Consider the following 13,736-nt stretch of genomic DNA (forward strand, 5'->3'; position numbering starts at 1 on the left):
TCATCCCCGCAGGGTCAGCACGACCAGGACGATGTTCAGGGCCGTGACGGCGGTGGCTACCAGGCATGCCGCGAGAGTAGTCGCCCGGCGGTTGACAAGGTCGCCCATGACGCGCCGGGATGCGGTCAATCTCACCAACGGCCAGAGCGCGCACGGGATGCCGAAGCTCAGCACCACCTGCGAAATCACCAGCGCGCGGCTCGGGTCGATGCCGACCGCAAGCACGACCAGCGCCGGTACCAGCGTGATCAGGCGGCGCATCGCCAGCGGTACATGGCGTTGCCAGAAGCCGTCCAGGATCACCGAACCCGCGTACGTACCCACTGAGGAGGAGGCGAAGCCACTGGCCAGTAGGGCGAGTGCGAACAGTACGGCGGGGAGCTGGCCGAGCCGCTCGCCAATAGCTACGTGCGCAGCGTCCAGGGAGTCGGCGCCGGTGCCTTTCAGGGCTGCAGCGGCCAGCACGACCATGGCGAGGTTGACTGCACCCGCCAGCGCCATGGCGACCGCTACATCGAGCCGGGTGGCCCGTAGTACGCGGGACTTGCCGCTGGGGGAGCGGATGGCCTTCCAGTGCCGGTCCGTCACCAGAGCGCCGTGCAGCCAGATCGCATGTGGCATCACGGTTGCGCCGAGCATGCCGGCTGCTAGTACGAGTGACTGTGTACCGTCCAGGTGCGGTACCAGCCCGCCGACCACGCCGCTGGCGGATGGACCGGCTTTGGCCGTTGATACGACGAAACCGATCAGTACTACCGCCAGCAGCCCGATGATCGCCGCCTCGAACGGACGCTGCCCGCGCTTCGACTGGTAGATCAGCAGGCCGAACGACACCAGACCGGTGATCACACCGCCGAGCAGGAGCGGTACGCCGAACAGCAGGTTCAGCGCGATCGCACCACCGACCACCTCGGCCAGGTCGGTTGCGATGGCTACCAGCTCGGCCTGCGCCCACAGCCCGGTTGAGGTGGAGCGCTTGAAGTGGTCCCGGCACAGCTGCGGCAGCGTACGCCCGGTGGCGATGCTCGCCTTGGCTGACAGGTACTGCACCAGCACAGCCATCAGGTTGGCGCCGACGACCACCCAGCAGAGCAGATAGCCGTACGTAGCGCCCGCGGCGATGTTGGTGGCGAAGTTACCCGGGTCGACGTACGCAACCGCCGCGACGAAGGCCGGTCCGAGCAACAACAGCCCGGACCGGTTCAACTGCCGCTTCAACGGAGCCGGTGCGTACATGAGAGCAGTGTGTACTACGCAACTACGCCCAGGCGAACAGCACCTCGAGTGAAACCTCCACCGTGTGCTCACCGGGCGTGATGTTCAAGCTGGAGTCGTACGCACCCTTGCCCAGCGCCGACACCGCCTCCGCCTGCATCGGAAACCCACGCTGGCTCTCCGCGATCGCCGTCACCGAACCGAGCGAGTACCCAGCCAGCCCGGCCAGCTGCTCCGCCTTCGCAGTGGCATGCCGGAACGCCAGCTCACGCGCCTGTACCAGCATCGCGCTCTTGTCCTCGATGTCGAACTGCAGCCCGTGCAGCGCCAAGCTGTTGCCCACAGCACCCACCGCCGCGTTCAGCAACGCGCCGAACCCAGTCAGGTCCTTCGTCTCCACCTGAATCGTGTGCGACGCCCGGTACGCGGTGTCGGTCCCAGGCTCCCGGTACTCCTGAAACACACTCACCCCACTGGTCTCGAGCTGCCCTTCCCCAACCCCCTGCCCCCGCAACACCGCAACCACCGCATCACTCAACCGCCCCACCGCATCCACAGCCGCAGCCACATCAGCAGCCACCTGCTCCACCCCAAAAGTCACCCGCAAAACATCAGGCAACCCACGAACCTGCCCCGACCCAACAACACTCACCCCAGTATCCATAACCGCCAGTCTCGCATCCGCTTAGCTGGCTCGGGGGATTATTCGGGCGGGGATGTTGTGGTGGTGGCAGAGGGAGAGGAGGGCGGTGCCGTCTATCAGCTGGAGGGGTTTGCCGTTGGCGAACTGGTAGCTGGTGGGGCCGAAGCCGGAGGTGGTGATGAGGATGCCTTTGGTGGCGCCGGCGTCCACGACGGTGCCGAACAGGTCGCGGACGGCGGAGGGTGGGACGGTGCGGGTCCAGAGTTTGGCCTGGACGACGAACTTGCCGCCGGTGATCGGGCGGGGGTCGTACGCGACGCAGTCGATGCCGCCGTCGGTGCCGCGGCGGAACAGTCTGGTGTCCAGGCCCATCCGGGTGAGCAGATTGTGGACCAGGTGCTCGAAGGACTCAGGGCTCAGGTCCAGTAGGTTCGGCCGGGCGTCGATCTCGCTGATCACGTCGACGGCTTCGATAGTGCGTGGGTCGGTCAGGTCGAACTCAAGCACCGGCTCCACCGGCTGTAGTTCCTCCGGGTGCCGTGACACCTCCGCCGCGAAGTAGTGCCGTACGCAGGCCACTGGATCGAGCTGGTCCAGTACGAGCGCCTGGTACTGCTCTCGTGTCGCCCGCAAGGTGATGAGACATGGCCGTACCGTCTGACCGGTCGTGAGGTCCACCGACTCCACCATGCCGTTGAAAACCACGGTGTCGACCACCTCGTACCGGTCACTGCCAAAGACCAAGTGCAGCGCCCGCAAGGCCAATTGCGCCACCAGCTGCTGGTACAGCCGCCGCAACTCCAACGGATCACGCGGCACGCCAAGCACGGTGTCCAGCGTGCGGTCGTACCGATACGACTCATCCGCCGGTACGACGCTGACATCCGGCAGGTCCCACTCCACCGCCAGCAGCGTCGATTCGGGTACGTACGCGACTTTGCGCCGGCGTGGAAAGTCCAGCGGCTCAGGTACGCGATCCAGCGCCTTGGTGAAGTAGCGCGTGACCGCTTCCCGATCACGGCTCCGCACCGCACGTTCGTACGCGTCTATCCGCGCATGCTGTTCGGCCATCGCCTCGTCGAGCCGGCGCTGGTGCTCCACCTGTTCCCGCAGCGCTCGCGCGACCCGCTCGCGGCGGTTCTCCTCAAAGGTCCGGTGCCGTTCGATCGCCTCGGCGAACCGGTCCTCCGCAGCGGCGAGCCGCCGCGCGAACCGGCGCTCGGCACCCCACCAGCGGAACCGGCCCGGCGGGTGGGGCACGAACGCATCCCAGACCGGTCCGGGATGCGCTTCGAGATCGGCCGGCGCGACCGTCGGCGGCGCCCGGCGCGGTGCCCGTTTCAGCGTCTGCAGATCGGTGCCGTGGACATCGACGGCGAGCGCGTCGGCCAGCACGCTGCCCAGGACCCGGACGTGTTCGCGCACCGCAGCGGTTCGCTGTGCCGCCTCCGCGGTGCGCCCGGGCGGACGGTCGCTGCGAGCGTGACCTGCCATGGATCGGTCCATCGCCTCACACCTCTCGACTCAAAGGTAACCGGCCAACCACGCTGCGCGACCGTTGTGACGGAGAGTTGGTAAGGACATTGCTTGCCGTCCACCCCCTGTTTCCTGCCGCACGTGCACCTGCAAACGCGCTGCAACCACCACCGAAACCACCACCGCAACCACCACAGCTGCTCTTGCAGCCCGGATGCGGTGGAGTGACGATGAAGAACATGAGCCTTCCGTCGTACGCGTCCGGGGTGTCCGAGGTGCCGTTGCTGGGCGAGACGATCGGGGCGAACCTGAGACGGACGATCGCGACGTACGGCGAGCACGAGGCGCTGGTGGAGGTCCAGACCGGTAGACGCTGGACGTACGACGAGTTCGGCGCCGAGGTCGAACTGGTCGCCCGCGGCCTGATCGCCCGCGGCATCGCGAAGGGCGACCGCGTCGGCATCTGGGCACCGAACCGCGCCGAATGGACGATCACCCAGTACGCAACCGCCTTGATCGGCGCGATCCTGGTGAACATCAACCCCGCGTACCGTACGCACGAGCTGTCCTACGCCCTGAACCAATCCGGCGTCCGCACCCTCATCTCGGCGACCGACTTCAAAACCAGCGACTACCGCGCAATGGTCGAGGAGGTACGCCCCGACTGCGCCGCCCTGGAAGAAACGATCTACCTGGGCACCGGCGACTGGGACGCGCTCCGCGACGACGCGAGCCGCATCACCCTCGCGGAACTCCACGCCCGCGAGGCCGAGCTGTCCTTCGACGACCCGATCAACATCCAGTACACCAGCGGCACCACCGGCTTCCCGAAGGGCGCGACGCTCAGCCACCACAACATCCTGAACAACGGCTACTTCGTCACCGAAACCATCGCCTTCACCGCCGACGACCGGCTCTGCATCCCGGTCCCCTTCTACCATTGCTTCGGGATGGTGATGGCCAACCTCGGGTGCACCACGCACGGCGCTTGCATGGTGATCCCGGCGCAGGCGTTCGATCCGGTCGCGACCCTCAAAGCGGTCCAGGACGAGCGGTGCACCGCCCTGTACGGCGTACCCACCATGTTCATTGCCGAGCTCGGCCTGCCGGACTTCGCCGAGTACGACCTGACCTCCTTGCGTACGGGCGTGATGGCCGGATCGCCTTGTCCCGTTGAGGTGATGAAGCGTTGTGTCGCGGACATGCACATGGCCGAGGTGGCGATCTGCTACGGCATGACCGAAACCTCGCCGGTGTCCACCCAGACCCGGCGCGACGACGACCTGGACCGGCGGACGTCGACGGTCGGCCGGGTGATGCCGCACGTCGAGGTGAAACTCGTCGATCCGGCGACCGGGCTGATCGTCGAACGCGGTGAACCCGGCGAGCTGTGCACCCGCGGGTACTCGGTGATGCTCGGGTACTGGGACGAACCGGAGAAGACCGCCGAGGCGATCGACCAGGCCCGCTGGATGCACACCGGCGACCTGGCGACGATGCGCGCCGACGGGTACGTGAACATCGTCGGCCGGATCAAGGACATGGTCATCCGCGGCGGCGAGAACGTGTACCCACGGGAGATCGAGGAGTTCCTCTACACGCACCCGTCGATCGCCGACGTGCAGGTGATCGGCGTACCGGACGCCAAGTACGGCGAGGAACTGTGCGCCTGGATCAAACTCAAACCGGGCGCGGACGCACTCGACGCGGATGCCGTGAAGGCCTTCGCCACCGGCCGGCTGGCGCACTTCAAGATCCCGAAGTACGTGCTGCTGGTGGACGACTTCCCGATGACCGTCACGGGCAAGATTCGCAAGGTCGAGATGCGGGCGAAGTCCGTGGAACTGCTCGGACTGACGTGAGCAGCGCACCGATCCCGAAGAGCGCCCCGAGTACGCTGACCGCGGTCCAGCCGGCCCGCTCGTAGAGCGCGGTCGACACGATCGCGCCGAGTCCGCTGCCGAGCGAGTAGAACACCATGTACCCGCCGATCAGCCGGCTGCCCGCGTCCGGCCGCAACGGATAGATCCGGCTCTGGTTGGTGACGTGGATCGCCTGGACGGCGAGATCGAGCAGGACTGCCCCGATCGCCAGTGCCACCAGGGTGTACGGCGTCCAGCCGATGACCAGCCAACTGGTTGCCAACAGCACCGAAGCGAGGGTGGTGACGAGCCGCCCGTGACCGCGATCGGCCAGCCGCCCGGCCGGTCCGGCGGCGATCGCACCGGCCGCGCCGATCAGCCCGAAGACGCCGATCTCGGTGTGCGACAGGCCGCGTTCGGTCAGGGGCAGCGCGATCGCGCTCCACAGCGTGCTGAACGACGCGAAGATGAAGAACGCGCGCAGGGCGCTCTGCCGGAACAGCGGCTCGGTCGTCCACAGTTCGATCGTTGACAGCAGCAACTTTCCGTAGCTCAACTCGACGCGTGGCTGAGGTTTCGAGCGGACGAGCGTCACCGAGATCAGCAAACAGAGTGCACAGGCAACGAAATACACCGCGCGCCAGCCCGCGAGGTCGGTGAGCGCGCCGGACGCGGTCCGGGCCAGCAGGATGCCGACGACGATTCCCGTAGTGATGGTGCCGACCGTCCGTCCGCGGCCGGCCGGATCGCTCAGTGCGGCGCCGTACGCGACCAAGGACTGCGTGACGACGGCCAATGCGCCGATCGCGGCGAGCCCGATGAGCAGAACCGCCGCGCTGCCGGCCAGGCCGGTGACCAGCAGCGCGACGGCCAGCAGCACGAACTGGAGCTGGATCAGCCGTCGGCGGTCGAGCAGATCGCCGAGCGGTACCAGGAAGAACAGGCCGAGCCCGTACCCGATCTGGGTGACGGTGACGAACAGGCCGACCGTGCCGGCGCTCAGCCCGAGGTCCGTGCCCATCGTGACCAGCAGCGGCTGGGCGGCATAGACGGTCGAGACCGCGATCCCGGCCGCGACCGCGAGGAACAGGCGGTGCGTGGAGATTGGTTGCATGTTGCTACCGTAAGAGCAGTTGGTAGCATGATGCAACCAGGAGGTGTGGGATGGTCAAACGGACCAGGTTCGACGCGGAGAGCTGCCCGGTCGCGCGGTCGGTGGACGCGGTCGGCGACTGGTGGTCGCTGCTGATCGTGCGGGACGCGTTCGACGGCAGCCGCCGGTTCGGCGATTTCCAGCGCAGTCTCGGCGTGGCGAAGAACATTCTCAGTACGCGGCTGAAGGCCCTTGCCGACAACGGGATCCTCGAAGTGGTCCCGGCCGGGGCGCGGCACGAGTACGTACTGACCGCGAAGGGTGAGGCCCTGTTTCCGGTGATCGTGGCGCTCCGGCAATGGGGTGAGGCGTTCGCGTTCGCGCCGGGGGAGAAGCACTCGGAGCTGCTGGACCGCCGCGATCACCAGCCGCTGCGCGCGCTCGAAGTGCACGCCGCCGACGGGCGCCTGATCGCGGCCGCGGACACCGAGGTACGCAAGCTCTGAAACCGCGCCGGCCGTAGAACTGTGCCGGCTTAAAGCTGTGCCGCGAACGCCTTCAGGCTCTGGGTCTCCTCGCCCCGCCGCCAGATCAGTGCGAGCCCCGAGTCGGGTACGCCCGTGAGCGGAATGCTGACGATGCCGCTCCGGAGGTGGTACGCGGCCGTCGGCTGACAGACGAGCATCGACCCATGCCCGGCCGCGATCAGCGACAACCCCTCCTGGAACGTCTGCACCTCCGGCCCGCGATGAATCAACGCGCCGCCCGGCGTCTGCGTGGGCGCCTGCGCCTGCCGCCAGTACCCCGGCGCCGGCCCCTTGAAGCCGATCAAGGTTTCACCGGCGAGCTCCTCGGCCTCGACGGTCGCGCGCCCGGCCAGCCGATGGCTGGTGCAGACGGCAAGCGTCTGCGGGTGCTTGGAGAAGGTCGGCCCGACGACCAGGTCGTCCTCGGCGACCGGCAGCAGTACCACGGCCGCATCGATCGCCCCGCGCCGAAGTGCCCCGAACGGGTCGTTCAGCGGTAGCTCGCAGACCTCGATCAAGCAGTTCGGGTGATCGGACTGGAAGGCCGAGACGGCGCTCAGGATCTCGTCGTTCGCCACGCCCTGGAAGCCGATCCGGAGCTTTCCCTTCACCTGTGTCGCGTACTCGCGCGCGTTCTCGACCACCCGCTCCAGCGCGACGTACGCGGGCCGCAGCGACACCAGGAACTCCTTGCCCAGCGGTGTGAGCGCGACCCGGCGGCTGGTCCGCTCGAACAGCGGCCCACCGATCCGCCGCTCCAGCGCTTGCAGCAGCTGGCTGACCCGGCTCTGCGACAGGTAGAGCCGTTCCGCCGTCCGGCCGAAGTGCAGCTCGTCGGCCAGTACCAGGAAGCACTCCAGCTCGCGGATCTCGACCGCCACGTACGCCACCACCCATCGATTAGCTCAGCTAATACAAGCATCTCCGGATCGTCGTTGTTCCCGGAACCATTCTGCCGCTGACTGGTGACATGACAACAATCTGCGCGGAGGGCAGCGACCGGGGGACCGGCAAGGTCCGGACCCGCGGCTGGGCCGCCTCGGTGACGATGGCGGCAACCGTGTTCACCGTGGTGACGGCCGAGATGCTGCCGGTCGGCCTGCTCACCCCACTGAGCTCCGCTTTGCACGTGACCGAGGGCGCGGCCGGCCTCAGCCTCACCGTGACCGGGATCGTGGCCGCGATCGCCCCGCCGGTCCTCCCGGCACTGCTCGGGAAACTCGACCGCCGCACGGTACTGAGCGCGCTGATGGTGCTGCTCGCGGTCGCCGCGCTCGCCGCCGCCATCGCGCCGGTCTTCGCGGTGTACCTCGCCGCCCGGGTCCTGATGGGGATCTCGATCGGCGGGGTCTGGCTGCTCGCGGTCGGGCTCGCGCGCCGCGTCGTCCCGGAGAACGCGGTCGGTCCGGCGACCTCGCTGATCTTCAGCGGGATCGGCATCGCCTCCGTGCTGGGGATTCCGGCCGGTGCGTACGTCGGCGAACTGGTCGGCTGGCGCTGGGCGTTCGCGGGTGTCGGCGTACTGTCGATCGTTCTGGCCGGCGCATTGCGCTATTACCTACCGTCGCTGACCGCCGAAAATGCAGTGCGGCTGCGGGATGTCGGGGCAGTGTTGCGAGTCAAGCAGGTCCGCGTGGGGCTGGCGCTCGTCGCGTTGATCGTTACGGGCCACTTCGCCGCGTACACGTATGTCCGGCCGATGATCGAGCCGCACACCGGGCCGGCGTTGATCGGCACCCTGCTGCTCGCGTACGGCGTGGCTGGTGTCGTCGGCAACTTTCTCACCGGTGCGCTCCCGCCGGTCCGCGCGTTGATGATTGTTGCCGGAGGCATCGGACTGGTCTCGTTCGCGATGCCCGTCCTCGGTACGACGTTGGCCGGATCGCTTGTTCTGCTGGTGATCTGGGGATTCTCGTACGGCGGTACGAGCGTCTCCGTCCAGGCGTGGGCACACGCGGTGGCGCCCAGTGCCCCCGAATCATCGTCCGCCGTACTTGTGGGGGTGTACAACGGATCGATTGCACTGGGCGCCTTCACCGGCGGCCAGGTGGCCGACCGGTTCGGGACGACCACGGTCACCTGGCTTCCCGCGGTCCTCGCGACCGCGGCGCTGGTCCTGCTGCTGGCGAACCGCCCCGCCTACCGCACCGCCTATCGCACTGCCGCCAGCGCGGCCGAGTCCTCGTCGCCGAAGGTGTCCTCGAGCCGCTCCGGCGAGTAGTCGAGGTCGATCCCGGCCACGTCCGCGCCGACCGCCGACTCGATCGCACCGAGCCGGCGGGTGGCGCGGTCGCCCGCGTACGTCATCAGCGCCGTCGGGTTGATCTCGGCCGGGAGCTCGGGCGAGTTGTCCATCGCCCACTGGATCTGGGTCAGCGCGTGCGGAAGCAGTTCCTCCATCGTGCCGGTGACGATCTTCCAGTTCGACTCGTCCGCGGCGACATGGCGGCGGCAGGTGAACGTACCCCAGGCCATGTGCCGCCGCTCGTCGTCGCCGATCCGGCGGATCAGTTCCTGCATGCCGGGCAGCACGCCACGCGCCGTACACAACAGGTTCCACGCGTGGTACCCGGTCAGGGCCAAAGTCCCTTCCACCACATGGTTGTACGTCACCGAGGCACGTACTTGATTCGCCGGCGACGGATCGTGGGCGAGTGACTTCAGCGCGACCGGCAGCGCCTCGTAGAAGATCGCGCGGTACCCCGGGTTGTTCTCGACGTAGTGATGCAGGTCCTCGGTGACGCCGACCGCGTCCAGCCAGAGCCGGAAGACCGCGGTGTGCTTGGCCTCCTCGAAACAGAATTGGGTCAGGTACATCTCGTCGCCGAATCGTCCTTCGGCCGCCATCGCCTGCAGGAACGGCTGCAGGTCCTCGGTCACCGCCTCCTCGCCGGCGATGAACTGGGAGCAGAGCATCAACGCGTTGTCCTTGTCGTTGGCGCTCAGTTCCTGCCAGTCCTTCGCGTCCTGGCTGAAGTCGATGTCGCGCGGATTCCAGAACTTGCGGTTGCCCTTGTCGAACAGGCGCAACGGCAGCGCGTCCCAGTTCAGGCCGCCGGACCGCAGCGAGCTGAAACCCTGCCGGTGCTGTGCCATCTCGTCGGGAAGAGTGCTCATGCGTGCTGCCTCCTGGATTCGCTCAAGAAGGGAGAGAGGACGCGAGCCAGCTGCGCAGCCACCACCGCGGGGGGAGGGCCCGGGGTGACGATGTGGCTGATGACGACGCGCAAGGCGACGTCGACGCAGCTGGTCGCGTCCTCCGCCGGCACCTCCGGCCAGTGTTCCCGGACGTGTGCGTCCAGCCGGAGGTGCGCCAGTTCCAGCACCTGCTGTCCCCGTGTCGTCAGCAGCTGACTGGCCTGGTCCGATCCCGGCTGGCCCAGCGCCGCCTTCACCAGCGGGTTCTCCCCGGCCAGTGCGAGCGCCCGTTCGACCGCGGCTTTGAGACCGTCGATCGGGTCGGACTGCTCGGCGAGCGCCGCGTTCACATCCAGCAGGAACCGCTCGGTCTCGCGTGCCGCGACGGCTTCCAGTACGCCCCACTTGTCGCCGAACTCGTTGTAGACGGTCTGGCGGGACACCCCGGTACGACGAGCCACCTCGGCCATCCGAAGCGCGTCGTACCCACCTGTTTCGATGGCGTCCTGTGCGGCATCCAGCAGCTCGTCACGCAGCCGGCGCTTGGTCCGATCCGCAAACGAGTCCATGAGGATGAGGGTTTACAAAAACGGCTCTGATGTCAAGTGGTCGGACAGTGTGTCTTCAGTTGTCAAGTGTGGAGTAGTGCGACGCGTCGCCGGTTCGGGGCGTACTGCGGACGCCGTCGATGCTCACCGGGACATCGCCCGCCAGCGTGATCCGGTGCAGCCGCCGCGGCAGGTCGTCGTAGTCCGCGACGCCGTAGTGCTGGGTCGCGCGGTTGTCCCAAATGGCCAGATCGCCCGGCTGCCACTGCCAGCGGACGGTGTTGTCCAGGTTGGTGACCCGGTTCTGCAGGAGCTGGAACAAAGCGGTCGTCTCGGCCGAGCTGAGTCCGACGAAACGGCGGACGAAATGCCCGAGGATCAAGGCGCGCTCACCCGTCTCGGGGTGTACGCGGACCACCGGATGCTCCGTCTCGAACAGCTTCGACTGGAACTGCTTCTGGTGTTCCTCGAACTTCACATCGACCCCGCCGATCCGGCCCTCGTCCGCGTGGCCCGCGTAGTCGTACACGTTGCTGTGTACTGCCCAGAGGCGCTCGACAAGTGCTTTCAGCGGCGCGGGCAGGTTCGCGTACGCGGTGACTGTGTTGGCCCAGGTGGTCGAGCCGCCGTACGCGGGCAGGGTGACCGCGCGGAGCAGGCTGACCGCGGGGATGCGGTCGACGAACGTGACGTCGGTGTGCCAGCTGTTCGCCTTGCTGTAGTCGGAGTCGATCGGCAGTACGTTCGCAGCGCCGTCGATGCTCTTCGAGGTCGGGTGCGCGAGCGTCGGCGTACCGAGCAACCGCGCGAACGCGAGCTGACCCGCGTCGTCGAGCTGCTCCTGCCCACGGAAGAAGATCACCTTGTGCTCGAGCAACGCCCGCCGAATCGCGGCGACGGTCTCGGCCGCCAGGTCCCCACCCAGCCGAACGTTCCCGATCACCGCCCCGATCGCCCCACCCACCTTGTCCACAGTGATCTCCGGCGCTTCCAGTTGCGTAGTCATGCTTGCTCCCTCACGGTCGGTTAATACATATAATCCAACTTGTTTACTAGCTTTTGAGGTTGTTTCGGGATGCGAGATTTCAGTTGCTGCTGGAGCACGTAAAGTTGGGGACGTGTCAACCGCCGCGATCCAGCCCACGCCCGATACCGCCGACGTGCCGGAGTTGGTGGTGGGGTTCGACCTGGACATGACGCTGATCGACTCCCGGCCGGGGATTCAGGCCGTCTGGGACCTGCTGGCCGCGGAAACCGGCGTCCCGATCGACACCGACCTGGTCGTCAGCCGCCTCGGCCCGCCGCTGACCTGGGAGATGGCGAACTGGTTCCCCCCGGAGCAGGTCGACGCGATGGTCGCGCGGTACCGCGAGCACTACCCGTCGCACGCGATCACCGGCAGTCTGCCGCTGCCCGGCGTGGCCGAGTCGCTGGCCGCGATCCGGGCGCTGCGTGGCCGGACGATGGTGGTGTCGGCGAAGTACACCCCGTCGGTACGCCTGCACCTCGAGCACCTCGGCCTGGACGTCGACGAACCGGTCGGTGACCTGCACGGCGCCGAGAAGGGCAGCGCGCTCAGCGAGCACAACGCGACGGTTTTCGTCGGCGACCACACCGCCGACATCGACGGCGCGCACGCGGCCGGTGCGATTGCGGTCTCCGTCGCGACCGGTCCGTTCACCGCGGACGAGCTCCGGGCGTACGGTGCCGATGTCGTACTGAACGATCTGACCGAGTTCCCGGCCTGGCTCGACGCGTACGTACTCGAGCAGCGGCTGGAGGCGCTGATGCGGCGGCTGACCACGTACGACAAGCTCGTCGTCGCGTTCAGCGGAGGCGCCGACTCGGCGTTCCTGCTCGCCGCCGCGGCCCGCGCGATCGGCCCGGCCAACGTCGTCGCCGCGACTGCCGTGTCGCCCTCGCTGCCGGCCGCCGAGCTCGAGCCCGCGGCCCGGTTCGCCGACGGTCTCGGCGTCCGGCATGTCACCCCGCACACGCACGAGATGGAGCGCGAGGGGTACCAGGCGAACTCCGGCGCGCGGTGCTACTTCTGCAAGGCCGAGCTGGTCGAGACGCTGCAGCCGATCGCCGACGAGTTCGGGATCGCCGCGATCGCCACCGGGACCAACGCCGACGACGCGATCGCCGGGTTCCGGCCGGGCATCCGGGCCGCGTTCGAGCGCGGCGCGCTGACTCCGCTGAAGGACGCGCGGCTGACCAAAGCGCAGATCCGTACCGCGTCCCGCAGCTGGGGTCTGGAGACCTCCGACAAGCCGGCCGCCGCCTGCCTGTCCAGCCGGATCGCGTACGGCATCCGGATCACGCCGAACTTGCTGGTGCGCGTCGATCGGGCCGAGCAGGCGGTCCGCGAACGGCTGACCGGGTACGAGGTCGAGAACGTCCGCGTCCGCGACCTCGGCGACGCTGCCTCGATCGAGATCGACGCGGCCCTGCTCGGCCGGGTGGACCAGCAGGAACTGGTCGACGCGGTGATCGCGGCCGGGTTCCCGGCGGCGCGGGTCGACCCGCGCGGATTCCGGTCCGGATCGATGAACGAGCGGTTGCCGGAACCGGACAAGTACCGCAACCTCTGAGCAACGCGCGGCGCCGCCGGTTCAGGCATTTCCCGGAGGCGCCGTCGCGCACCTTCACGTACGCTGGGCACCGGATCGGACCGCCCGTCCGATCGGCATCGACTGTTACCGACTGAAGAGGTTGCCGTGCCCGTTGGCAAGGTCAAGTGGTATGACTCCGAGAAGGGGTTCGGATTCCTCAGCAAGGAGGAGGGCGGCGACGTGTACGTCCGCGCCGAGGCCCTCCCGTCGGGTGTGACCAACCTGAAGCCGGGCCAGAAGGTCGAGTTCGGCGTCGTCGAAGGCCGCAAGGGCGAGCAGGCCCTGCAGGTGCGGCTGATCGACCCACCGCCGTCGGTGGCGAAGGCGATGCGGCCGAAGCCGGAGGAGATGCAGGTCGTGATCGAGGACCTGATCAAACTCCTGGACCGAGTCGGCGAGGGCTACCGCCACGGCCGCCACCCCGACAACAAGTCCGCCCGCCAGGTAGCCACCGTCCTCCGCGGCGTAGCCGACAAACTCGACTACTAACCCCCGCCGCCCGCACCCCGCCCGGCCACCGCTCTTTCGCGCCACCCTCCATCTCAGGGGTCAGCCCCTGAGGTGTGAACTGGTCCCCGAAAGTTGGACTGGCTGGGTAGGGAGCCTATGCCGTGAGGGT

The 13,736-nt window shown here is 67.8% G+C and carries 13 protein-coding genes; 5 read left to right on the forward strand and 8 right to left on the reverse strand.

Translation table 11 applies throughout. The features are described 5' to 3' along the window. From ABD260_RS10550 to ABD260_RS10560, 3 genes are read right to left on the reverse strand one after another with little or no spacing between them, the layout of a single operon-like run. A complete protein-coding gene (locus ABD260_RS10550; protein WP_344233213.1) occupies positions 1–1,236 on the reverse strand; it encodes an Nramp family divalent metal transporter in 1,236 nt (411 codons plus the stop codon). 22 nt (positions 1,237–1,258) lie between these two features. Continuing rightward, positions 1,259–1,879 (reverse strand): SIMPL domain-containing protein, encoded by a 621-nt coding sequence (locus tag ABD260_RS10555; RefSeq protein WP_344233214.1) that lies wholly within the window; start codon positions 1,877–1,879, stop codon positions 1,259–1,261. Between the two features lie 21 nt (positions 1,880–1,900). After that, the gene (locus ABD260_RS10560) at positions 1,901–3,364 is read right to left on the reverse strand and encodes a restriction endonuclease (protein WP_344233215.1); all 1,464 of its coding nucleotides are present in this window, start codon (positions 3,362–3,364) and stop codon (positions 1,901–1,903) included. 200 nt (positions 3,365–3,564) lie between these two features. Between ABD260_RS10560 and ABD260_RS10565 the strand changes: the two genes are divergently transcribed. Beyond that, positions 3,565–5,196: an AMP-binding protein gene (locus ABD260_RS10565; RefSeq protein ID WP_344233216.1), complete on the forward strand. Its 1,632-nt coding sequence runs from the start codon at positions 3,565–3,567 to the stop codon at positions 5,194–5,196. On the opposite strand, the gene ABD260_RS10570 is transcribed toward ABD260_RS10565, so the two are convergent. After that, complete coding sequence (locus ABD260_RS10570; protein WP_344233217.1) at positions 5,132–6,310, reverse strand: MFS transporter; 1,179 nt, start codon at positions 6,308–6,310, stop codon at positions 5,132–5,134. The two genes, ABD260_RS10565 and ABD260_RS10570, sit on opposite strands and share 65 nt — an antisense overlap. 50 nt (positions 6,311–6,360) lie before the next feature. Here ABD260_RS10570 and ABD260_RS10575 point away from each other — a divergent pair, with 50 nt between their 5' ends. Beyond that, on the forward strand, positions 6,361–6,795 hold the full coding sequence (locus ABD260_RS10575; protein WP_344233218.1) for a winged helix-turn-helix transcriptional regulator: 435 nt from the start codon (positions 6,361–6,363) through the stop codon (positions 6,793–6,795). A gap of 29 nt (positions 6,796–6,824) precedes the next feature. On the opposite strand, the gene ABD260_RS10580 is transcribed toward ABD260_RS10575, so the two are convergent. Further along, positions 6,825–7,709, reverse strand: a complete 885-nt coding sequence (locus tag ABD260_RS10580; protein ID WP_344233219.1) for a LysR family transcriptional regulator — start codon at positions 7,707–7,709, stop codon at positions 6,825–6,827. A gap of 77 nt (positions 7,710–7,786) precedes the next feature. Between ABD260_RS10580 and ABD260_RS10585 the strand changes: the two genes are divergently transcribed. After that, positions 7,787–9,037, forward strand: coding sequence for an MFS transporter (locus ABD260_RS10585; protein WP_344233221.1), 1,251 nt, complete (start codon positions 7,787–7,789; stop codon positions 9,035–9,037). On the opposite strand, the gene ABD260_RS10590 is transcribed toward ABD260_RS10585, so the two are convergent. The 3 genes from ABD260_RS10590 to ABD260_RS10600 are packed head-to-tail and all read right to left on the reverse strand — an operon-like array spanning position 8,968 to position 11,508. Beyond that, positions 8,968–9,933, reverse strand: a complete 966-nt coding sequence (locus tag ABD260_RS10590) for a R2-like ligand-binding oxidase (protein WP_344233222.1) — start codon at positions 9,931–9,933, stop codon at positions 8,968–8,970. The genes ABD260_RS10585 and ABD260_RS10590 overlap by 70 nt on opposite strands. Continuing rightward, on the reverse strand, positions 9,930–10,523 hold the full coding sequence (locus ABD260_RS10595) for a TetR/AcrR family transcriptional regulator (RefSeq protein WP_344233223.1): 594 nt from the start codon (positions 10,521–10,523) through the stop codon (positions 9,930–9,932). The genes ABD260_RS10590 and ABD260_RS10595 overlap by 4 nt, the downstream gene beginning before the upstream one ends. Positions 10,524–10,578: 55 nt before the next feature. Next, positions 10,579–11,508 (reverse strand): TauD/TfdA dioxygenase family protein, encoded by a 930-nt coding sequence (locus ABD260_RS10600; RefSeq protein ID WP_344233224.1) that lies wholly within the window; start codon positions 11,506–11,508, stop codon positions 10,579–10,581. Positions 11,509–11,620: 112 nt separating this feature from the next. Here ABD260_RS10600 and larE point away from each other — a divergent pair, with 112 nt between their 5' ends. Both larE and ABD260_RS10610 read left to right on the forward strand, forming a co-directional pair. Next, on the forward strand, positions 11,621–13,096 hold the full coding sequence (gene larE, locus ABD260_RS10605; protein WP_344233225.1) for an ATP-dependent sacrificial sulfur transferase LarE: 1,476 nt from the start codon (positions 11,621–11,623) through the stop codon (positions 13,094–13,096). Positions 13,097–13,222: 126 nt separating this feature from the next. Further along, a complete protein-coding gene (locus ABD260_RS10610) occupies positions 13,223–13,606 on the forward strand; it encodes a cold shock domain-containing protein (RefSeq protein ID WP_167206240.1) in 384 nt (127 codons plus the stop codon). Positions 13,607–13,736 lie beyond the last annotated feature (130 nt).

This window comes from Kribbella hippodromi (assembly GCF_039531045.1).
Classification (GTDB): domain Bacteria; phylum Actinomycetota; class Actinomycetes; order Propionibacteriales; family Kribbellaceae; genus Kribbella; species Kribbella hippodromi.